This window comes from Burkholderia sp. MSMB1589WGS (assembly GCF_001636105.1).
GTDB lineage: Bacteria > Pseudomonadota > Gammaproteobacteria > Burkholderiales > Burkholderiaceae > Burkholderia > Burkholderia humptydooensis.
In genome coordinates this window covers 1,764,087-1,783,722 of the sequence record NZ_LNJT01000007.1, presented here as the reverse complement: position 1 = coordinate 1,783,722, position 19,636 = coordinate 1,764,087, and the positions used below count along the sequence as shown (strand labels likewise).

Sequence of the window (19,636 nt, the reverse complement as noted above, 5' to 3'; positions counted from 1 at the left end):
TCGCGCCGTCCATCGGGCCATGTGCGGCCCCCGCGCGCCGCGCTTACGCCTTGTCCTGCACGACGCCACGGCGGATCTGGTCGAGCTCGATCGATTCGAACAGCGCCTTGAAGTTGCCTTCGCCGAAGCCCTGATTGCCCTTGCGCTGGATGATCTCGAAGAAGATCGGCCCGATCTGGTTCTCGGTGAAGATCTGCAGCAGCAGATCGTCGTGCGCGCCGTCGATCAGGATCTTGCGCTTCCTGAGCTCGTCGAGCGGCTCGCCGTGGTTCGGCACGCGGCGGTCGACGAGCTCGTAGTACGTGTCGATCGTGTCGAGCAGCGTCACGCCCTTCGCGCACAGCCCGTCGACCGCCTTGTAGATGTCGGCTGCGCCGAGCGCGATGTGCTGGATGCCTTCGCCGCGATACGCGTCGAGGTATTCCTGGATCTGGCCGGCCGTGTCCGAGCCTTCCTCGTTGATCGGAATCCGGATCTTGCCGCACGGCGACGTCATCGCCTTCGATTTCACGCCCGTCACCTTGCCCTCGATGTCGAAGTAGCGGACTTCGCGGAAGTTGAACAGGCGCTCGTAGAACTCCGCCCATTCCTGCATGCGGCCGCGGTGGACGTTGTGCGTCAGGTGGTCGATGTACGTGAGGCCGTGGCCGACCGGATTCGGATCGGCGCCCGGAATCGGCTCGAAGTCGACGTCATAGATGCTGATGTCGCCGATCGCGCCCGGCTTCGCGCCGTTCTTGCCGCGCCAGCGGTCGACGAAATAGATCAGCGAGTCGCCGATGCCCTTGATCGCCGGGATGTTCAGCTCCATCGGCCCCGTCTTGTTGTCGAAGCCCCACGCGCCGAGCTCGAGCGCGTGCCGGTATGCCTTCGCGGCGTCCTGCACGCGGAACGCGATCGCGCAGATCGACGGCCCGTGCAGCCGCGCGAAGCGCTGCGCGAACGAATCCGGTTCCGCGTTGATGATGAAGTTGATGTCGCCCTGGCGGTATAGCGTCACGTCCTTGTGGCGGTGGCGCGCGACCGCGGTGAAGCCCATCCGCTCGAACAGTTGGCCGAGCGCTTTCGGATCGGGGGCGGTGTATTCGATGAATTCGAAGCCGTCGGTGCCGACGGGATTGTCCCAGGTGGGGATTTGCATGGCGTCTCCTAGCCCCCGGCGGGGCATGCGTCTTGATGAGTGTCTGCGGCAAAGTGTAGCGGGGCGGGCCGGGTGGAAACTTGCGAACTTGGTCGTGCAACGCTACGCTTGCGCAATTTCTCGTCCACACGAACAAGCAGGGAGACAGGAAATGGCGCGCGTGGAATTGGATGCGATTGACCGGCGCATTCTTTCGATTCTTCAGGAGAATGGGCGTTTGTCGAACCAGGACATCGCCGAGCGGGTGAATCTGTCGCCGAGCCCCTGTCTTCGGCGGATCCGCCGGCTCGAGGAGATGGGCGTGATCACCGGCTACGTCGCGCTTCTCGATCCGCAGAAGCTCGGGCTGGATCTGCTCGCGTACGTGAGCGTGCGGCTGGAGAAGCGCGGCGGCGTTGCGTCCGCGCGCGGCGACGAGACGTCCGCGCGCGCCGGCGCGACGCATGCCGAGCTGTTCCGCGCGGCGGTGCAGGCGTGGCCGGAAGTCGTCGCGTGCCACGCGATGACAGGCGACATGGATTATCTGCTGCGCGTGCAGGTCGAGGACATGGCGCATTTCTCGCGCTTCATGCAGGAGCAGTTGCTGCACCATCCGTCGGTGATCGACGTGAAGACGAGCTTCTCGCTCGAACGCTTCAAGGAGACGACCGCGCTGCCGATCCGCTGAATGCGGATGTGGCGCGTCGGCCGAGCGGCCGGCATCGGCCGAATGGCCAAAAAAGAACGGGCGTCCCGTCGTGGGCCGCCCGTTCTCGTTCGTGCGTGGCGAAGCGCTTACGCGGTGAGGCCTGCGGGCAGCAGCGATTCGAAGATCTGCGTCGCGCGGCGCGCCTGGCGCTTGAGCGCGTAGTCGAACACGGCCGCCTGCTCCTGCATCATCTCGGCGATGATCGTCGAGTGATCGGCGGGCGGCAGCGACAGATACGCATCGGCTTCGCCGTACGCGTACTCGATGCGCATTCCCGATTTCTTCGCGATGTGCATCATCGTCGCGTTGCGCGACAGGCAGTGCATGTAGAGCGTCGTCACGTGCGTGTTGCGGCTGCGGATCGCGGCGCGCTCGAACAGCTTCGAGCCGACGCCCTGGCCGCGCGCGCGTTCGAGCACCGACACGCCGAATTCGGCGGTGCGTTTGTCGCCTTCCGCGGGCAAGTATGCGAGATGGCCGACGCCGATCAATTCGAGCGCGTGATCGAACACGCCGAACACGGTGTCGCGGCCGAAGTCGATCGTGCGCACGTAGTTCTCGATTACGTGATCGGGCACCGCCTGGCCGAAGCGCAGCAGCCGATCGTCCTCGTCGAGCGCGAGAAAATGGGTGAGCAGTTGCTGGCGGTCGCCGGAAGCCAGTTCCCGAACGAGAACTGGCGCGGGACCGGCGATGCCGACCGACTCGGCAGGGCGAAGGTCTGGCTTGTTCATCGTAGGTTCCTCAAAAAGACCGCACATTGATTTGTGCATTGCAGCGCAATTTTAACCGAACGGCCGTGCGGAGATTGGGGAAAACCCGGATATTTGAGTCGAGGTCAAGCTCTAAACTTACCGATTGCTGAGTGTAAGTATTTGATTTTATTGATATTTAAATGATCCTTGACAAGGATGTGAGCAAAGCATCGCACTGTTACGCTGGCGCAACGCTTGCTGCTCTGCAATAAATCAGACGATTCAGCTACCGAGCCCGCGCTCGATCATGCCGATCACCTGCTCGGCGAAATCGCGATAGCCGAGGCGGCCGCCCGGCTTCAGCCACGTGAACGTCCAGTTGATCATCCCGAACACCATCATCGTCACGGGCGTCTGGTTGTCCTTCGAGATCCGTTCCGGATACGCGCGCGCGAGCTGGCGCGAGAACGCGGCGACGATGTCGCGCTGGCGGTCGAGGATGATCTGGCGCTGCGTGTCCTCGAGGTACTTCACGTCGTTCAGCAGCGCAACATGGCGGCTGTGCGACGTCTCGTATTCGGCAAGGAACGCGCGCACGAGCTCAGCGAACGCCTCGCGCTCGGTGAGCCCGCGCCGCTGGCTCGCGCCCTCGACCTCGGCGATGATCAGCATCAGCCGCTTCGTGTAGCGGTCGAGCAGGTCGAAGAGGATCGCTTCCTTGCCTTCGTAATAGTGATAGAGGCGCGCCTTCGACGTGCCGCTCGCGTTCGCGAGGTCGGTCATCGACGTGCTCGGGTAGCTCGTCTGCGCAAACTTGGCGGCGGCGAGATCGAGGATCTGCTCGCGCTGGGATTCGTGGTCGGGGGCGCGGGTGCGGGCCATGTGATTCGGTGCGTGTTCGGTGCGTGAAGCGGGGGCGGGTTAGCGGGGGAGGGCGATGGCGGGCGTCGTGCGCAGCGTCGCCGTTCTCAGGTCGTCGATCGATCGGGCGTCGCCTTGCAGCTCGATGCGGCCGGCCGCCGCGAGCTCGCGGCAGCGCCAGAACGCGATCACGTCGCCGACGAACAGGTGCCCGTGGTCGGCGAACGCCATCACGGCGCCGACCGTGCGCGCGGCGGGGCCCCATTCGTCGGGCGCGTGCTCGAGCACGAGCGCGTCGATGTCCGCGTAATGGCCGCTCTTGAACGTGTTGCAGATCCAGTAGCGCAGCTCGGCGTTCGTCTGCTTCGCTTCCTGCCATTCGAGCGCGAGCCGGCTGATCCGCAGCACCGAGATCGGCGCCGCCTCCGGCAGTTTCGCGAGCAACCGGGCGGGCGAAAAGATGCCGGTGGCCGTCGCCTGGTCGGCGCGCAACCGCACCCACGACTGCGGATCGTCGATGTCCGCGCTCGACAGCCGCACCTCGTTGAGGCGCTGCGGCGCATTGCGCAGGTGGTAGGCGACGCGCCGCAGCATCAACTGATCGGCGACGCTGTGCGCGTGCCAGACGACGACCTGGCCCGTGCCGGCCGCGAGCGTCTCGAGCTTCGCGAAGTCGTCGCCGAGCCCGGCGATCCAGTCCTGCTGCACATCGCCGATCGCGCGCTCCCAGAACGCGGCGCGCACGTCCGGCGTGTCGTCCGCGCCGCGCAGCGGGCCGACCGACAGATCGTCGAACAGCCCGACGACGCTTTCGTCGCGGCCCGCGTCGGCGAGCGCGATGCGAAGAGAAGCGGCGGCGGAGCCGCCCATGGTCACGTGGATGGTGCTCATTGGCCTGTCGTCAACATGAGAAAAGCCGCCGGGAAGCCGGCGCGCGTCCGGCCTGCAGGCGGCCCCTAGTGTAAGCGAGATGGCGGGCGGCGCGTAACCGCGCGGCAAGACGCCGCTTACCGTTCGTCGTAGCTGACAACGATCCTGTCGCTGACCGGATGGCACTGGCAGGTAAGCACGAATCCGTCGGCGATCTCCTGCGGCTCCAGCGTGTAGTTCTTCTCCATCCGCACTTCGCCTTCGAGCACCTTCGCGCGGCACGTGCAGCAGACGCCGCCCTTGCACGCGTATGGCAACGCGAGGCCCGCGTGCAGCCCGACGTCGAGGAGGCTCACGCCTTCGTAGGGCAGGCGCAGCTTGCGCTTCTTGCCGTCGAGCACGATTTCGAGGTCGGCGGCGGGCGTGTCGTCGGTGATCTCGACGGCGGGCGCGCCCGCCTGCGGCAGCGGCGTGCCGAAGCGCTCGACGTGCACCCGCTCGCGCGGCACGCCGGCCTCGGCGAGCGCGGCTTCGGCGGCGTCCATCATCGGCGCCGGGCCGCAGATGAACGCCTCGTCGATGGTCGCGGCGGGCACGAGCGAATCGAGGAATGCCACGCATTTCGCCTGATCGAGCACGCCGTTGAACAGCTCGACGTCCTGCACGTCGTCGGACAGCACGTGGTAGAGGACGAACCGCTGCATGAAGCGGTTCTTCAGGTCCTCGAGATCCTCGGCGAACATGATCGAATCGACGCTGCGGTTGCCGTAGATCAGCGTGAACGTGCTGCGCGGCTCGAGCTCAAGCGTCGTCTTGACGATCGCGAGCACGGGCGTGATCCCCGAGCCGCCCGCGAACGCGACGTACTGCTTGCCGTGCTCGGCGTTCAGGTGCGTGAAAAAGCGGCCGTCCGGCGTCATCACGTCGATCGTGTGGCCGGGCTTGAGCGTATCGAACGCGAAGTTCGAGAAGCGGCCGCCGCGCACGCGCTTGATGCCGATGCGCAACTCGCCGTTACGGTCGTAGTCGGTCGTGCCGACGCAGATCGAATACGAGCGGCGGGTTTCCTCGCCGTCGACATGCGCCTTCAGCGTGACGAACTGGCCTTGCGTGAAGCGGTACGCGTCGCGCAGCTCGGGCGGCACCTCGAACGACACCGTGACGGCGTCGGCGGTCTCGGGCCGCACGTCGCGAATGCGCAGCGGATGGAATTGCGGAGTCGCCATATCAATAAGGTTTGAAGTAGTCGAAGGGTTCGCGGCAGTCGATGCAGCGATAGAGCGCCTTGCATGCGGTCGACGCGAACTGCGCGAGCCGCTCGGTGTGCGCGGAGCCGCAGCGCGGGCAGACGGGCGCGGCGGGCACGGCGGGCACGGCGGCCGGCTTCGGCGCGAAGCGGACGACGCGCGGCGCCGCGGCGTCTGCGCCGCCCGCCCCGCCGCATGAGCCGGCGGGCGGCGCGATGCCGTACGCGCGGAGCTTCTCGCGGGCGTCGGCGGTGATCCAGTCGGTCGTCCATGCGGGCGCGAGCACGGTCACGATCCGGTGCGGCGCGATGCCCGCCTGCCGGAGCGCGGCGTCGATGTCTTCGGCGATCTGCTGCATCGCCGGGCAGCCGGAGTAAGTCGGCGTGATCACGACTTCGAGGGGGCCGTCGGCGGCGCGCCGCACGTCGCGCAGGATGCCGAGCTCGCGGATCGACACGACCGGGATCTCCGGATCGGGCACCGCTTCGAGCGCGTTCCACGCTCGTTCGACGAGCCGATCGTCGCCGGGCGCGGCGGCGCGGCCGTCGCCGGGGCGCTGGCCCGGACGGTTGCCGGCGGCGGCCGGCTGGCCGAGGGCGGGTGCGGGGAGGGCGGACATCGTCTGGCTCCGTCGTTCGTCGTGCCCGGGCTTACCAGCTCGCGCCGGGGTGCTGGCGCGCGACGCTCTGCAGCTCGGCGAGCAGATAGCCCATGTGCTCCGAGTGCTCGCCGCGCTTGCCGGTCGGCACGTACTGGCCGGCCGTGGGCAGCGCGAGCGTCGCCTCGGCGAGCGCCGCCTCGATATCGGCGCGCCACGCCGGCTCGATCGACGCGCTCGCCGGGCCGATGCCGGCCGCGGCTGCCGCGTCGTCGATCGCATCTGTCGCGAAGAATTCGCTCGTGTACGGCATCAGATAGTCGAGTGCGGCCTGCGCGCGGCGATGCGATTCGTCGGTGCCGTCGCCGAAGCGGATCAGCCATTCGCGCGCGTGGTGCTCGTGATAGCGCGTTTCCTTCACCGATTTCGCCGCGATCGCTGCGAGCTGTGCGTCGCCCGACGTCTCGAGCGCGGTCCACGCGTGCAGCATCAGCGTCGCATAGAGGAAATTGCGCACGACGGTCACCGCATAGTCGAGCTCGGCGTGCGCGGCGCCGCAGAGCGGGCCGTAGTGCGGCAGCTCGACGAACGTGTAGTTCGCGAATTCTCGCTCGGTGCGGAAGTACGCGTAGTCGTCCTCGGTCCGCGCGGCGCCGGTGAGCTGCCGCTCGAGCTCGGCCGCGTGCGAATACAGCAGGCGCGCCTGGCCGATCAGGTCGAGGCTCATGTTCGTAAGCGCGATGTCTTCCTCGAGCACCGGGCCGTGCCCGCACCATTCGGCGTTGCGCTGACCGAGGATCAGCGCGTTGTCGGCGAGGCGCAGCACGTACGCGAGATGTTGTGGGGTCGTCGTCATGGCGTGCCGCTCACATGTGGTTGACTTCGTCGGGCAGCGTGTAGAACGTCGGATGGCGATAGATCTTGTCGCCCGCCGGCTCGAACATCTCGGCCTTCTCGTTCGGATCGGACGCGGTGATCGCCGCCGACGGCACGACCCAGATGCTCACGCCTTCCTGGCGGCGCGTGTAGACATCGCGCGCCATGCGCAGCGCCATCGACGCGTCGGCCGCGTGCAGGCTTCCGCAGTGCTTGTGGTCGAGCCCCTGCTTGCTGCGCACGAAGACTTCCCAGATTGGCCATTCCTTGTTCATCGCTTTCTCCTGAATCTCCTGAATACGGACCGCGGCGGCCGCGCTTTTCGCGCGCCATGCCGGTCATGCCGCTTGTTGCTGCGCGCGGCGGCGGCGCTTTTCCTCGTGCGCGAGCGCGGCTTCGCGAACCCACGCGCCGTTCTCGTGCGCCTTCACGCGGGTGGCGAGGCGCTCCTTGTTGCATGGGCCGTCGCCGTTGACGACGCGCCGGAATTCGTCCCAATCGAGCGCGCCGTAGTCGAAATGGCCGCGCGCGTCGTTCCACTTGAGGTCCGGATCGGGCAGCGTGACGCCGAGCACCTTCGCCTGCTCGACTATCGCGTCGACGAACTTCTGTCGAAGATCGTCGTTCGAGATCCGCTTGATCCCCCATTTGGCCGACTGGTTGCTATGGACGGAATCGGCGTCGGGCGGGCCGAACATCATCAGCACGGGCCACCACCAGCGGTTCACTGCGTCCTGCACCATCGCGCGCTGCGCGCCGGTGCCCTTCATCATCGCGAGCAGCGCGTCGAAGCCTTGCCGCTGATGGAACGATTCCTCCTTGCAGACGCGGATCATCGCGCGCGCATACGGGCCATACGTGCAGCGGCAGAGGGGGATCTGGTTCATGATCGCGGCGCCGTCGACGAGCCAGCCGATCACGCCGACGTCCGCCCACGTGAGGGTCGGGTAATTGAAGATGCTCGAGTACTTGGCCTTGCCGGCGTGAAGCGCGTCGATCAGCGCGTCGCGCGACACGCCGAGCGTTTCCACGGCGCTATAGAGATAGAGGCCGTGACCGGCTTCGTCCTGGACCTTCGCGAGCAGGATCGCCTTGCGTTTGAGGCTGGGCGCGCGCGTGATCCAGTTGCCTTCCGGCAGCATGCCGACGACTTCCGAGTGCGCGTGCTGCGAAATCTGCCGCACGAGCGTCTTGCGGTACGCGTCGGGCATCCAGTCCTGCGGTTCGATCTTGCCGTCGGCGGCGATGACGGCATCGAATCCGGCCTGTTCGGGCGAATCGGCGGCGGCATCGAGCGGCGCGACGCTGCCGGGGATGTCGAGGGATTGCGTGTACATGGCGATGTTCTCGTCCAGGTGGAATGTTCACGCAGTATAAACCAACCGACCGGTCGGTTAATAGATCATTTTAGCGGATGGGCGAGATTCGCAGTTGGGGCGACGACGATTTGCCGCGGACGCGACGGTTGTGCCGCGCATGAGCGAGCCGTGCGTGCTTTGGGGCGGATGGCTGGCCCCCATCTCCGGAATCCGGATTCGCCAGACAGATAGATAGACTTACTGTCGACGACCGACGATTGGAAATTGAGAAGTAGGAGTGGCGAACCGAAAGCAGAGAGCCGCTCCGACAAGCGTCGACAACCGCGTTCCCGCGACCGAACGGAGCGTACAAACCGAGTTCAGGCAAAATCCGAAGCTTTGCCGTGAGGAGTATCGAATGACGTTCCGACGTTGGCTCTCTGCTCTTTCGTGCTGTTTCGCGCTGGCTGCATCGCCGACGGCGAGTGCCGCGCAGCCGACGCGCTGGGTCGCGTCCTGGGCGACGGCGCTGCAGCCGATCCCGGATCTCGCTGCGCCGCCGCCGTTGTACCGCGCGCCGGACGTCGCGGGCCGTACGATCCGCCAGATCGTCTATCCGACGCTCGCGGGCGGGGCGATCCGCGTCCGCGTAAGCAACGCGTACGGCAAGACGCCGCTCGTGATCGACGAGATGAGCATCGGCCGGACGACGGGCGGTGCGGCGGTCGCGGCGGGCAGCTCGACGGCGGTGACTTTCGGCGGCCGTCGCGAGATGGAAGTGCCGCCCGGGCAGGAGCGGGAAAGCGATCCCGTTGCATACGACGTAACGGCTGGCGAGCCGTACACGCTCAGCCTATATATGGGAGATCACCAGACGATGACCGTCTGGCACCGCGTGTCGAATCAGGTCAATTACGTGTCGACGCCGGGTAACCACACGAGTGACGCTGCACCCGACGCATTCCGGACGCGCTTCACGCAATCCGCATGGATCGCCGAGTTGGCGGTGGAGGCGCCGCGGTCGGGCGCGGCGGCGATCGCGGCCGTCGGCGATTCGATCACCGACGGCTTGCGCTCGAGTCTGAACCGCAATCGCCGCTGGCCGGACGCGCTGGCGGCCCGGCTCGAACGCGCGGGCGCGCGCGACATTGGCGTGGTGAATCTCGGCATCAGCGGGAACCGGCTGCTGAGCGATTCGCGCTGTTACGGCATCGCGCTCGAGCGCCGCTTCGAGCGCGACGTGCTGACGCGCGCCGGCGTGAAGGCCGCGGTGCTGCTGATCGGCATCAACGACATCAATTTCGCGGCGATGCCCGCACGTTCGGGGCTCGATTGTGACGCGCCGCATACGCAGGTCGACGCGCAATCGTTGATCGGAGGCTACCGCCGCGTGATTGCGGCTGCGCATGCGCGCGGCATCGCGGTATTCGGCGCGACGCTGACGCCGGCGTCGTTGCCTCCGGCGCGCGAAGCGATCCGCCGCGAGGTCAACGAGTGGATTCGAACCTCGGGCGCGTTCGACGGCGTCGTGGACTTCGACGCTGCGCTGCGCGATCCGGCGAAGCCGTCGGAATTGCTGCGCCGCTATAACAGCGGAGACGACATCCATCCGAGCGACGGAGGGTATGCGGCGATGGCCGACGCGGTGCCGCTGGACCGGTTGGTGGCTGCGGCCGGGCGCCGCTGAACGCGCGGCGTGGACGTGGCATGCGGCGGCCACGCAAGAAATTTAACGGGACCCTCAAAAAGAGCTTGCGCGAGGGAGGGGATGTGTCTAGAATCACGCCTCTTTCGCGCTACGGCGAACGCGGCGCGAAGGGGGGAGTGGGAAGTCTTGAGCTCGGGCAGTCCGGTCGACCGCGAGGACGAACGGGAGCGCGAGACGGCGATGACGCAGTTTCGGTGGCGTGGAGGTAAAAAAGTTGTTGACGCGCTGCGAATAAGTGATCATAATTTCATTTCTCTGCTGCTAACAACGCAGCGCTGCTGAGAAGACGGTGTCAAGTAGTGAAATCTTCTCGCAGATGTGCTCTTTAACAATGAACAGCCGATAAGTGTGGGCGCTTGATGTGGCGGACGATCTTCGGATCGCGAGCAAAAGTATCAAGAGTCTCACACTAAAGTAAGTCAGGTTTGTGAAGCAATTCACGACCTGTCAGCTTTGAGTGAGCGACCGGTTGGAAACAACCGAAAACAGTAACAGGCATTGAACTGAAGAGTTTGATCCTGGCTCAGATTGAACGCTGGCGGCATGCCTTACACATGCAAGTCGAACGGCAGCGCGGACTTCGGTCTGGCGGCGAGTGGCGAACGGGTGAGTAATACATCGGAACATGTCCTGTAGTGGGGGATAGCCCGGCGAAAGCCGGATTAATACCGCATACGATCTGAGGATGAAAGCGGGGGACCTTCGGGCCTCGCGCTATAGGGTTGGCCGATGGCTGATTAGCTAGTTGGTGGGGTAAAGGCCTACCAAGGCGACGATCAGTAGCTGGTCTGAGAGGACGACCAGCCACACTGGGACTGAGACACGGCCCAGACTCCTACGGGAGGCAGCAGTGGGGAATTTTGGACAATGGGCGCAAGCCTGATCCAGCAATGCCGCGTGTGTGAAGAAGGCCTTCGGGTTGTAAAGCACTTTTGTCCGGAAAGAAATCATTCTGGCGAATAACCGGGGTGGATGACGGTACCGGAAGAATAAGCACCGGCTAACTACGTGCCAGCAGCCGCGGTAATACGTAGGGTGCGAGCGTTAATCGGAATTACTGGGCGTAAAGCGTGCGCAGGCGGTTCGCTAAGACCGATGTGAAATCCCCGGGCTCAACCTGGGAACTGCATTGGTGACTGGCGGGCTAGAGTATGGCAGAGGGGGGTAGAATTCCACGTGTAGCAGTGAAATGCGTAGAGATGTGGAGGAATACCGATGGCGAAGGCAGCCCCCTGGGCCAATACTGACGCTCATGCACGAAAGCGTGGGGAGCAAACAGGATTAGATACCCTGGTAGTCCACGCCCTAAACGATGTCAACTAGTTGTTGGGGATTCATTTCCTTAGTAACGTAGCTAACGCGTGAAGTTGACCGCCTGGGGAGTACGGTCGCAAGATTAAAACTCAAAGGAATTGACGGGGACCCGCACAAGCGGTGGATGATGTGGATTAATTCGATGCAACGCGAAAAACCTTACCTACCCTTGACATGGTCGGAATCCTGCTGAGAGGCGGGAGTGCTCGAAAGAGAACCGGCGCACAGGTGCTGCATGGCTGTCGTCAGCTCGTGTCGTGAGATGTTGGGTTAAGTCCCGCAACGAGCGCAACCCTTGTCCTTAGTTGCTACGCAAGAGCACTCTAAGGAGACTGCCGGTGACAAACCGGAGGAAGGTGGGGATGACGTCAAGTCCTCATGGCCCTTATGGGTAGGGCTTCACACGTCATACAATGGTCGGAACAGAGGGTCGCCAACCCGCGAGGGGGAGCCAATCCCAGAAAACCGATCGTAGTCCGGATTGCACTCTGCAACTCGAGTGCATGAAGCTGGAATCGCTAGTAATCGCGGATCAGCATGCCGCGGTGAATACGTTCCCGGGTCTTGTACACACCGCCCGTCACACCATGGGAGTGGGTTTTACCAGAAGTGGCTAGTCTAACCGCAAGGAGGACGGTCACCACGGTAGGATTCATGACTGGGGTGAAGTCGTAACAAGGTAGCCGTATCGGAAGGTGCGGCTGGATCACCTCCTTTCTCGAGCTTAAATCCGCGAAGTTGAGCGCTCACGCTTATCGGCTGTGAATCAGGACAGACTCAGGGGTCTGTAGCTCAGTCGGTTAGAGCACCGTCTTGATAAGGCGGGGGTCGTTGGTTCGAATCCAACCAGACCCACCAATTGTCTGGCGAGAAGGGAACCTGAGTGTCTCTGTACGGGGGCATAGCTCAGCTGGGAGAGCACCTGCTTTGCAAGCAGGGGGTCGTCGGTTCGATCCCGTCTGCCTCCACCACAATCTTCAATGACAAGCGTTCGACTTGAGTCGAATCTTTGTCATTGGCGATTGAGCCAGTCAGAGTGATGCAGGCAACTGTATCGGCTGTCGTTCTTTAACAATCTGGAAGAAGCAAGTAATTTGGATAGCGGAAGCGTCTTTGAGATGGACGTGGAAGTTATCCGGGTTGTGATTGTATCGATGTATCTCAAGATGATTCGAACTTCATGTTCGGCTCCCTACGGGAGTGGGACCAGAGTAAGCGCTAAAGCGCTAACACTGGTCGACATCAAATTGGAATACGGCACAACGCGAGAACTCAACCTGTAGCGGCTGTCATCCCCATTCGGGGATGGGGCCATCGTAAGCGCTAAAGCGCTAACGATGGCCGACATGAGACAGACTCGTTATAGGGTCAAGCGAACAAGTGCATGTGGTGGATGCCTTGGCGATCACAGGCGATGAAGGACGCGGTAGCCTGCGAAAAGCTACGGGGAGCTGGCAAACGAGCTTTGATCCGTAGATGTCCGAATGGGGAAACCCACTCCTTTTGGAGTATCCATGACTGAATACATAGGTCATGTGAGGCGAACGCGGTGAACTGAAACATCTAAGTAACCGCAGGAAAAGAAATCAACCGAGATTCCCAAAGTAGTGGCGAGCGAAATGGGAAGAGCCTGTACTCTTTATTTGTATTGTTAGCCGAACGCTCTGGAAAGTGCGGCCATAGCAGGTGATAGCCCTGTAGGCGAAAACAGTATGAAAGAACTAGGTGTACGACAAGTAGGGCGGGACACGTGAAATCCTGTCTGAAGATGGGGGGACCATCCTCCAAGGCTAAATACTCGTGATCGACCGATAGTGAACCAGTACCGTGAGGGAAAGGCGAAAAGAACCCCGGGAGGGGAGTGAAATAGATCCTGAAACCGCATGCATACAAACAGTCGGAGCCTCTTCGGGGGTGACGGCGTACCTTTTGTATAATGGGTCAGCGACTTACGTTCAGTAGCAAGCTTAACCGAATAGGGCAGGCGTAGCGAAAGCGAGTCCGAATAGGGCGTTCAGTTGCTGGGCGTAGACCCGAAACCAGGTGATCTATCCATGGCCAGGATGAAGGTGCGGTAACACGTACTGGAGGTCCGAACCCACTAACGTTGAAAAGTTAGGGGATGAGCTGTGGATAGGGGTGAAAGGCTAAACAAACCTGGAAATAGCTGGTTCTCTCCGAAAACTATTTAGGTAGTGCCTCGTGTCTCACCTTCGGGGGTAGAGCACTGTCATGGTTGGGGGGTCTATTGCAGATTACCCCGCCATAGCAAACTCCGAATACCGAAGAGTGCAATCACGGGAGACAGACATCGGGTGCTAACGTCCGGTGTCAAGAGGGAAACAACCCAGACCGCCAGCTAAGGTCCCCAAATATGGCTAAGTGGGAAACGAAGTGGGAAGGCTAAAACAGTCAGGAGGTTGGCTTAGAAGCAGCCACCCTTTAAAGAAAGCGTAATAGCTCACTGATCGAGTCGTCCTGCGCGGAAGATGTAACGGGGCTAAGCCATATACCGAAGCTGCGGATGCGAGCTTTGCTCGCATGGTAGGAGAGCGTTCCGTAAGCCTGCGAAGGTGCACTGTAAGGTGTGCTGGAGGTATCGGAAGTGCGAATGCTGACATGAGTAGCGATAAAGGGGGTGAAAGGCCCCCTCGCCGTAAGCCCAAGGTTTCCTACGCAACGTTCATCGGCGTAGGGTGAGTCGGCCCCTAAGGCGAGGCAGAAATGCGTAGCTGATGGGAAGCAGGTCAATATTCCTGCACCGTCGTTAGATGCGATGGGGGGACGGATCGCGGAAGGTTGTCCGGGTGTTGGAAGTCCCGGTCGCTGCATTGGAGAAGGCGCTTAGGCAAATCCGGGCGCAGGATTCAAGGGTGTGGCGCGAGCTCCTTCGGGAGCGAAGCAATTGGAAGTGGTTCCAAGAAAAGCCTCTAAGCTTCAGTCTAACGATGACCGTACCGCAAACCGACACAGGTGGGCGAGATGAGTATTCTAAGGCGCTTGAGAGAACTCGGGAGAAGGAACTCGGCAAATTGGTACCGTAACTTCGGGATAAGGTACGCCCTGGTAGCTTGATGCGCCTGCGCGCAGAGGGTGAAGGGGTTGCAATAAACTGGTGGCTGCGACTGTTTAATAAAAACACAGCACTCTGCAAACACGAAAGTGGACGTATAGGGTGTGACGCCTGCCCGGTGCCGGAAGATTAAATGATGGGGTGCAAGCTCTTGATTGAAGTCCCGGTAAACGGCGGCCGTAACTATAACGGTCCTAAGGTAGCGAAATTCCTTGTCGGGTAAGTTCCGACCTGCACGAATGGCGTAACGATGGCCACACTGTCTCCTCCCGAGACTCAGCGAAGTTGAAGTGTTTGTGATGATGCAATCTACCCGCGGCTAGACGGAAAGACCCCATGAACCTTTACTGTAGCTTTGCATTGGACTTTGAACCGATCTGTGTAGGATAGGTGGGAGGCTATGAAACCGGAACGCTAGTTTCGGTGGAGCCGTCCTTGAAATACCACCCTGGTTTGTTTGAGGTTCTAACCTTGGCCCGTGATCCGGGTCGGGGACAGTGCATGGTAGGCAGTTTGACTGGGGCGGTCTCCTCCCAAAGCGTAACGGAGGAGTACGAAGGTACGCTAGGTACGGTCGGAAATCGTGCTGATAGTGCAATGGCATAAGCGTGCTTAACTGCGAGACCGACAAGTCGAGCAGGTGCGAAAGCAGGTCATAGTGATCCGGTGGTTCTGTATGGAAGGGCCATCGCTCAACGGATAAAAGGTACTCTGGGGATAACAGGCTGATACCGCCCAAGAGTTCATATCGACGGCGGTGTTTGGCACCTCGATGTCGGCTCATCTCATCCTGGGGCTGTAGCCGGTCCCAAGGGTATGGCTGTTCGCCATTTAAAGAGGTACGTGAGCTGGGTTTAAAACGTCGTGAGACAGTTTGGTCCCTATCTGCCGTGGGCGTTGGAAGTTTGAAGGGGGCTGCTCCTAGTACGAGAGGACCGGAGTGGACGAACCTCTGGTGTACCGGTTGTGACGCCAGTCGCATCGCCGGGTAGCTATGTTCGGAAGAGATAACCGCTGAAAGCATCTAAGCGGGAAACTCGCCTTAAGATGAGACTTCCCCGGGGACTTGATCCCCTTGAAGGGTCGTTCGAGACCAGGACGTTGATAGGTCGGGTGTGTAAGCGCAGTAATGCGTTCAGCTAACCGATACTAATTGCCCGTAAGGCTTGATCCTATAACAAGTCTGTCTCGATAGCCGTTAGCGCTTCAGCGCTTACGGATATCGAGCGTCGAGTGCAAGGCACTCGACGTACAGCGGTTGAAGTACCGCGTATGTGTGAGATACAACCTCACAACCCAAAATTACTGCTTCTTCCAAGATTGGTTGCGCTGCCAAGCAACGCAACAACCCTCTTTGCCTGATGACCATAGCGAGTCGGTCCCACCCCTTCCCATCCCGAACAGGACCGTGAAACGACTCCACGCCGATGATAGTGCGGATCCCCGTGTGAAAGTAGGTAATCGTCAGGCTCCTCCTCTTGAAACCCCCGTCCCTCACAGGCGGGGGTTTCGCCTTTTACTCGTCGGGATTCAGTTCACCAGTATGCTCTGGCATGACATGTCACTGGCGCGAGTCTCCGTAATCGAACGCTTCCATTCACAAGAACTGCGTTTTCGAGTTGAACGAGTTGTGAGCGGCCTCGCCCGCGGCTAAAGCTGCGGAAAATGAATGGCCCATCAAGGCTGAGTGCTCTTGGTAATCTGACAACCTATCTCCGCTCTCTTGTCTTTGGCGGAATGCCGGCGAACAATGCCGATCTGATCTTGAACTGAACGCGTACTCACGGCACACGATCGTTGCCGCGGAAAGAAAGAAAAGGGCGTCTCAAATTTCCGTCAAGCCAAGCATTCGGAATGCTTCCGTGATCGATTTGCCGAAGGCTGACGGGCACGATCGCACGAAGACAATCGAATCACCAGCTCGCGCGAGCGACAACAAATGAAGATGCCGCGCCGTCTCCGAATTGCCTCCGGCAACCTCGACGTGACCGAGGACGTCGCCTGGCAACCCGCTGCGCGACCCAGGCTCGAGCGTCGCAGAGCTATTGCGCGTTGAACGTCGCTCATCTGCGCCATGAAACCGTGTGCTGACATCCCTGATCAACCCTGCTAGCGACGATTCGCATTCGGGGCCGGATCTTTGATTCGACCTTCGCATCCCCGGTGACTTCTTTTTTCGCGCACGACCGCCGTTTGGCACTTGGCGGCGTTCCTCCAACACCGTATGATTCAGGACTTCCATTTTCCGGCGCGTTTTCACCGGGCAGACGGAAGCGACGAAAGGAAAGGTGGTACCAGACGTCCCGTTCGATTCAGTAGCGCACAAGCTTGGCCCTGTTGCCGAGGAGATGACAACTGAAAAGCGGCGGCGCAGATCGGACGACGTCAGCGCGGTCGAAGAAGACGCAAAATAATTTCAACGAAGCGCTTGACACGAATTCGATGTACCCCCATAATCGTCAGTTCTCTACGGAGGGGTGCCCGAGTGGCTAAAGGGGGCAGACTGTAAATCTGTTGGCTTACGCCTACGTTGGTTCGAATCCAACCTCCTCCACCAAGACATAGCACAGAGCGGTACAGGGAATTGTTGCTGGCCCTTGCGGGTGTAGCTCAATGGTAGAGCAGAAGCCTTCCAAGCTTACGACGAGGGTTCGATTCCCTTCACCCGCTCCAGTCCAGGCAGTTGAGGCATAAAGCGCCCATGTGGCTCAGTGGTAGAGCACTCCCTTGGTAAGGGAGAGGTCGGCAGTTCGATCCTGCCCATGGGCACCAGCAGGTAGTCAGTGTCTGTTTGCGCGCGGCGCAACATGTGAAATTCCTTTCGGGAGTTGAAAATGGCCAAGGAAAAGTTTGAGCGGACCAAGCCGCACGTGAACGTTGGTACGATTGGTCACGTTGACCACGGCAAGACGACGCTGACGGCAGCGATCGCGACGGTGCTGTCGGCGAAGTTCGGCGGCGAGGCGAAGAAGTACGACGAAATCGACGCGGCGCCGGAAGAAAAGGCGCGCGGCATCACGATCAACACGGCGCACATCGAGTACGAAACGGCGAACCGTCACTACGCGCACGTCGACTGCCCGGGCCACGCCGACTACGTGAAGAACATGATCACGGGCGCCGCGCAGATGGACGGCGCGATCCTGGTGTGCTCGGCCGCGGACGGCCCGATGCCGCAAACGCGTGAGCACATCCTGCTGGCGCGTCAGGTCGGCGTGCCGTACATCATCGTGTTCCTGAACAAGTGCGACATGGTGGACGACGCCGAGCTGCTCGAGCTGGTCGAAATGGAAGTGCGCGAACTGCTGTCGAAGTATGACTTCCCGGGCGACGACACGCCGATCATCAAGGGTTCGGCGAAGCTGGCGCTGGAAGGCGACAAGGGCGAGCTGGGCGAAGTGGCGATCATGAACCTGGCGGATGCGCTGGACACGTACATCCCGACGCCGGAGCGCGCGGTCGACGGTGCGTTCCTGATGCCGGTGGAAGACGTGTTCTCGATCTCGGGTCGCGGCACGGTGGTGACGGGGCGCGTCGAGCGTGGCGTGATCAAGGTCGGTGAGGAAATCGAAATCGTCGGCATCAAGCCGACGGCGAAGACGACCTGCACGGGCGTGGAAATGTTCCGCAAGCTGCTGGACCAGGGTCAGGCGGGCGACAACGTCGGTATCCTGCTGCGCGGCACGAAGCGCGAAGACGTGGAGCGCGGCCAGGTGCTGGCGAAGCCGGGTTCGATCACGCCGCACACGCACTTCACGGCTGAAGTGTACGTGCTGAGCAAGGACGAAGGCGGCCGTCACACGCCGTTCTTTAACAACTACCGTCCGCAGTTCTACTTCCGCACGACGGACGTGACGGGCTCGATCGAGCTGCCGAAGGACAAGGAAATGGTGATGCCGGGCGACAACGTGTCGATCACGGTGAAGCTGATTGCGCCGATCGCGATGGAAGAAGGTCTGCGCTTCGCCATCCGTGAAGGCGGCCGTACCGTCGGCGCAGGCGTCGTCGCCAAGATCATCGAGTAAGCCAGTTACTCGCTGATCGACAGTTTGGGGATCGGCGTTAGCCGATCCCAACATGGTCTAGGGGTATAGCTCAACTGGCAGAGCGTCGGTCTCCAAAACCGAAGGTTGGGGGTTCGATTCCCTCTGCCCCTGCCACATAAGCCACGTTCTTCTGCGTGGCGTTTGTTTTAGAGTGTTATGGCGAATCCTTCCGTCGAAACTGTTAATACCTCCGGCGATAAGCTGATGCTGGCCCTGGGTGTATTGTTGGTCTTGGCCGGATTTGCGGGCTTCTTCTTGCTCGGTGGCAAGGAGTGGTATATCCGCGGCGCTGCTTTGGCAGTGGGGGTGATCGCCGGTGTGGGCGTTGCGCTGGTGTCGCTTCCTGGCAAGGGCTTCATTGCTTTTGCGAAGGATTCGTATCGCGAGGTGCGCAAAGTCGTTTGGCCCACGCGCAAGGAAGCCACGCAAACCACGCTCGTCGTCTTCGGTTTTGTGCTGGTCATGGCGCTCTTTCTCTGGATAAGCGATAAATCCATCGAATGGGCGATTTTCTCGGTGATTCTGGGTTGGAAATGATATGAGCGATACTCCGGCATCCCCGAGCGGAAAGCGTTGGTACGTCGTGCACGCCTACTCCGGTATGGAGAAGAGCGTGCAACGTGCGCTTCAGGAGCGCATCGAGCGTGCCGGCATGCAGGACAAGTTCGGCCAGATCCTGGTTCCGACCGAGGAAGTGGTTGAAGTCAAGGGCGGTCACAAGGCAGTGACCGAGCGTCGTTTCTTTCCCGGCTATGTGCTGGTCGAAATGGAAATGACGGACGAAACGTGGCACCTCGTGAAAAACACCGCGAAGGTCACCGGTTTCGTCGGCGGGGCGCGCAATCGCCCGAGCCCGATTTCCCCGCGGGAAGTCGAAAAGATCATGTCGCAGATGCAGGAAGGCGTGGAGAAGCCGCGCCCGAAGACCCTGTTCGAAGTCGGCGAGATGGTGCGCGTGAAGGAAGGCCCGTTCACGGACTTCAACGGCACGGTCGAGGAAGTGAACTACGAAAAATCGAGAGTTCGCGTGTCGGTCACTATCTTTGGTCGCGCGACGCCGGTCGAATTGGAATTCGGCCAGGTCGAAAAGGTTTGAGCAAGTTCAGGTGGGCAGCTCCGGGAGCTGCCCACCTTCGCGCTTACGGCCCGCGTTAATTGGCCGTTGAGGAGCGCCAGTAGTCTCAGGACGAACCCGCGTTATCACTCACCGAACGCTTTCAT

At 61.4% G+C, this 19,636-nt stretch carries 14 protein-coding genes, 6 tRNA genes and 3 rRNA genes; 14 read left to right on the top strand and 9 right to left on the bottom strand.

Annotated elements, in window-relative coordinates; translation table 11 throughout:
- Nucleotides 1-43: 43 nt before the first annotated feature.
- Nucleotides 44-1,141 carry a 4-hydroxyphenylpyruvate dioxygenase gene (hppD, locus tag WT16_RS16165; RefSeq protein WP_006023759.1) on the bottom strand — a complete coding sequence of 366 codons (1,098 nt, stop codon included), beginning with the start codon at nt 1,139-1,141 and terminating at the stop codon, nt 44-46.
- Nucleotides 1,142-1,292: 151 nt separating this feature from the next.
- Here hppD and WT16_RS16160 point away from each other — a divergent pair, with 151 nt between their 5' ends.
- Nucleotides 1,293-1,808 carry an Lrp/AsnC family transcriptional regulator gene (locus tag WT16_RS16160; RefSeq protein ID WP_006023758.1) on the top strand — a complete coding sequence of 172 codons (516 nt, stop codon included), beginning with the start codon at nt 1,293-1,295 and terminating at the stop codon, nt 1,806-1,808.
- A 107-nt stretch (nt 1,809-1,915) separates the two neighbouring features.
- Here the strand turns inward: WT16_RS16160 and WT16_RS16155 are convergent, their stop codons facing one another.
- The 8 genes from WT16_RS16155 to paaA form a co-directional block, all read right to left on the bottom strand.
- Nucleotides 1,916-2,563: a GNAT family N-acetyltransferase gene (locus WT16_RS16155; protein ID WP_009913862.1), complete on the bottom strand. Its 648-nt coding sequence runs from the start codon at nt 2,561-2,563 to the stop codon at nt 1,916-1,918.
- Between the two features lie 243 nt (nt 2,564-2,806).
- Nucleotides 2,807-3,406 carry a TetR/AcrR family transcriptional regulator gene (locus WT16_RS16150; protein WP_015601996.1) on the bottom strand — a complete coding sequence of 200 codons (600 nt, stop codon included), beginning with the start codon at nt 3,404-3,406 and terminating at the stop codon, nt 2,807-2,809.
- Nucleotides 3,407-3,445: 39 nt separating this feature from the next.
- Nucleotides 3,446-4,276, bottom strand: a complete 831-nt coding sequence (locus WT16_RS16145; RefSeq protein WP_063533683.1) for a DUF1835 domain-containing protein — start codon at nt 4,274-4,276, stop codon at nt 3,446-3,448.
- Between the two features lie 116 nt (nt 4,277-4,392).
- Entirely contained in the window at nt 4,393-5,481 is a 1,089-nt protein-coding gene (paaE, locus tag WT16_RS16140; RefSeq protein ID WP_006023754.1) for a 1,2-phenylacetyl-CoA epoxidase subunit PaaE, read from the bottom strand.
- A gap of 1 nt (nt 5,482) precedes the next feature.
- Entirely contained in the window at nt 5,483-6,121 is a 639-nt protein-coding gene (gene paaD, locus WT16_RS16135) for a 1,2-phenylacetyl-CoA epoxidase subunit PaaD (protein WP_063533682.1), read from the bottom strand.
- 31 nt (nt 6,122-6,152) lie between these two features.
- Complete coding sequence (gene paaC / locus WT16_RS16130) at nt 6,153-6,956, bottom strand: 1,2-phenylacetyl-CoA epoxidase subunit PaaC (protein WP_015601533.1); 804 nt, start codon at nt 6,954-6,956, stop codon at nt 6,153-6,155.
- Nucleotides 6,957-6,966: 10 nt separating this feature from the next.
- A complete protein-coding gene (gene paaB / locus WT16_RS16125) occupies nt 6,967-7,251 on the bottom strand; it encodes a 1,2-phenylacetyl-CoA epoxidase subunit PaaB (protein ID WP_006023751.1) in 285 nt (94 codons plus the stop codon).
- A 63-nt stretch (nt 7,252-7,314) separates the two neighbouring features.
- Nucleotides 7,315-8,313: a 1,2-phenylacetyl-CoA epoxidase subunit PaaA gene (gene paaA, locus WT16_RS16120; protein WP_015601658.1), complete on the bottom strand. Its 999-nt coding sequence runs from the start codon at nt 8,311-8,313 to the stop codon at nt 7,315-7,317.
- A 379-nt stretch (nt 8,314-8,692) separates the two neighbouring features.
- Here paaA and WT16_RS16115 point away from each other — a divergent pair, with 379 nt between their 5' ends.
- The 13 genes from WT16_RS16115 (at nt 8,693) to nusG (ending at nt 19,511) form a co-directional block, all read left to right on the top strand.
- Nucleotides 8,693-9,961, top strand: a complete 1,269-nt coding sequence (locus WT16_RS16115; protein ID WP_063533681.1) for an SGNH/GDSL hydrolase family protein — start codon at nt 8,693-8,695, stop codon at nt 9,959-9,961.
- Nucleotides 9,962-10,482: 521 nt separating this feature from the next.
- A 16S ribosomal RNA gene (locus WT16_RS16105) occupies nt 10,483-12,013 on the top strand.
- Nucleotides 12,014-12,077: 64 nt separating this feature from the next.
- Nucleotides 12,078-12,154: transfer RNA gene (locus tag WT16_RS16100), tRNA-Ile, on the top strand.
- A 37-nt stretch (nt 12,155-12,191) separates the two neighbouring features.
- Nucleotides 12,192-12,267: transfer RNA gene (locus tag WT16_RS16095), tRNA-Ala, on the top strand.
- A gap of 395 nt (nt 12,268-12,662) precedes the next feature.
- Nucleotides 12,663-15,543: ribosomal RNA gene (locus WT16_RS16090) — 23S ribosomal RNA — on the top strand.
- Between the two features lie 183 nt (nt 15,544-15,726).
- Nucleotides 15,727-15,839, top strand: a 5S ribosomal RNA gene (gene rrf, locus WT16_RS16080).
- Together the 16S, 23S and 5S rRNA genes with 2 tRNA genes alongside form the textbook arrangement of a ribosomal RNA operon.
- A 1,001-nt stretch (nt 15,840-16,840) precedes the next feature.
- A tRNA-Tyr gene (locus WT16_RS16075) sits at nt 16,841-16,926 on the top strand.
- 42 nt (nt 16,927-16,968) lie between these two features.
- Nucleotides 16,969-17,042: transfer RNA gene (locus WT16_RS16070), tRNA-Gly, on the top strand.
- Nucleotides 17,043-17,066: 24 nt separating this feature from the next.
- A tRNA-Thr gene (locus WT16_RS16065) sits at nt 17,067-17,141 on the top strand.
- Nucleotides 17,142-17,203: 62 nt separating this feature from the next.
- Nucleotides 17,204-18,394, top strand: a complete 1,191-nt coding sequence (gene tuf, locus WT16_RS16060) for an elongation factor Tu (RefSeq protein WP_015601108.1) — start codon at nt 17,204-17,206, stop codon at nt 18,392-18,394.
- 59 nt (nt 18,395-18,453) lie between these two features.
- Nucleotides 18,454-18,529, top strand: a tRNA-Trp gene (locus WT16_RS16055).
- 42 nt (nt 18,530-18,571) lie between these two features.
- Nucleotides 18,572-18,952: a preprotein translocase subunit SecE gene (secE, locus tag WT16_RS16050; protein WP_043283414.1), complete on the top strand. Its 381-nt coding sequence runs from the start codon at nt 18,572-18,574 to the stop codon at nt 18,950-18,952.
- A 1-nt stretch (nt 18,953) separates the two neighbouring features.
- Nucleotides 18,954-19,511 (top strand): transcription termination/antitermination protein NusG, encoded by a 558-nt coding sequence (gene nusG / locus WT16_RS16045; RefSeq protein ID WP_004525645.1) that lies wholly within the window; start codon nt 18,954-18,956, stop codon nt 19,509-19,511.
- The last annotated feature ends 125 nt before the right edge of the window (nt 19,512-19,636 follow it).

Coding starts and splice junctions, on each gene's coding strand:
- hppD (WP_006023759.1), bottom strand. CDS start 1,141: ATGCAAATCCCCACCTGGGACAATCCCGTCGGCACCGACGGCTTCGAA.
- WT16_RS16160 (WP_006023758.1), top strand. CDS start 1,293: ATGGCGCGCGTGGAATTGGATGCGATTGACCGGCGCATTCTTTCGATT.
- WT16_RS16155 (WP_009913862.1), bottom strand. CDS start 2,563: ATGAACAAGCCAGACCTTCGCCCTGCCGAGTCGGTCGGCATCGCCGGT.
- WT16_RS16150 (WP_015601996.1), bottom strand. CDS start 3,406: ATGGCCCGCACCCGCGCCCCCGACCACGAATCCCAGCGCGAGCAGATC.
- WT16_RS16145 (WP_063533683.1), bottom strand. CDS start 4,276: ATGAGCACCATCCACGTGACCATGGGCGGCTCCGCCGCCGCTTCTCTT.
- paaE (WP_006023754.1), bottom strand. CDS start 5,481: ATGGCGACTCCGCAATTCCATCCGCTGCGCATTCGCGACGTGCGGCCC.
- paaD (WP_063533682.1), bottom strand. CDS start 6,121: ATGTCCGCCCTCCCCGCACCCGCCCTCGGCCAGCCGGCCGCCGCCGGC.
- paaC (WP_015601533.1), bottom strand. CDS start 6,956: ATGACGACGACCCCACAACATCTCGCGTACGTGCTGCGCCTCGCCGAC.
- paaB (WP_006023751.1), bottom strand. CDS start 7,251: ATGAACAAGGAATGGCCAATCTGGGAAGTCTTCGTGCGCAGCAAGCAG.
- paaA (WP_015601658.1), bottom strand. CDS start 8,313: ATGTACACGCAATCCCTCGACATCCCCGGCAGCGTCGCGCCGCTCGAT.
- WT16_RS16115 (WP_063533681.1), top strand. CDS start 8,693: ATGACGTTCCGACGTTGGCTCTCTGCTCTTTCGTGCTGTTTCGCGCTG.
- tuf (WP_015601108.1), top strand. CDS start 17,204: ATGGCCAAGGAAAAGTTTGAGCGGACCAAGCCGCACGTGAACGTTGGT.
- secE (WP_043283414.1), top strand. CDS start 18,572: ATGGCGAATCCTTCCGTCGAAACTGTTAATACCTCCGGCGATAAGCTG.
- nusG (WP_004525645.1), top strand. CDS start 18,954: ATGAGCGATACTCCGGCATCCCCGAGCGGAAAGCGTTGGTACGTCGTG.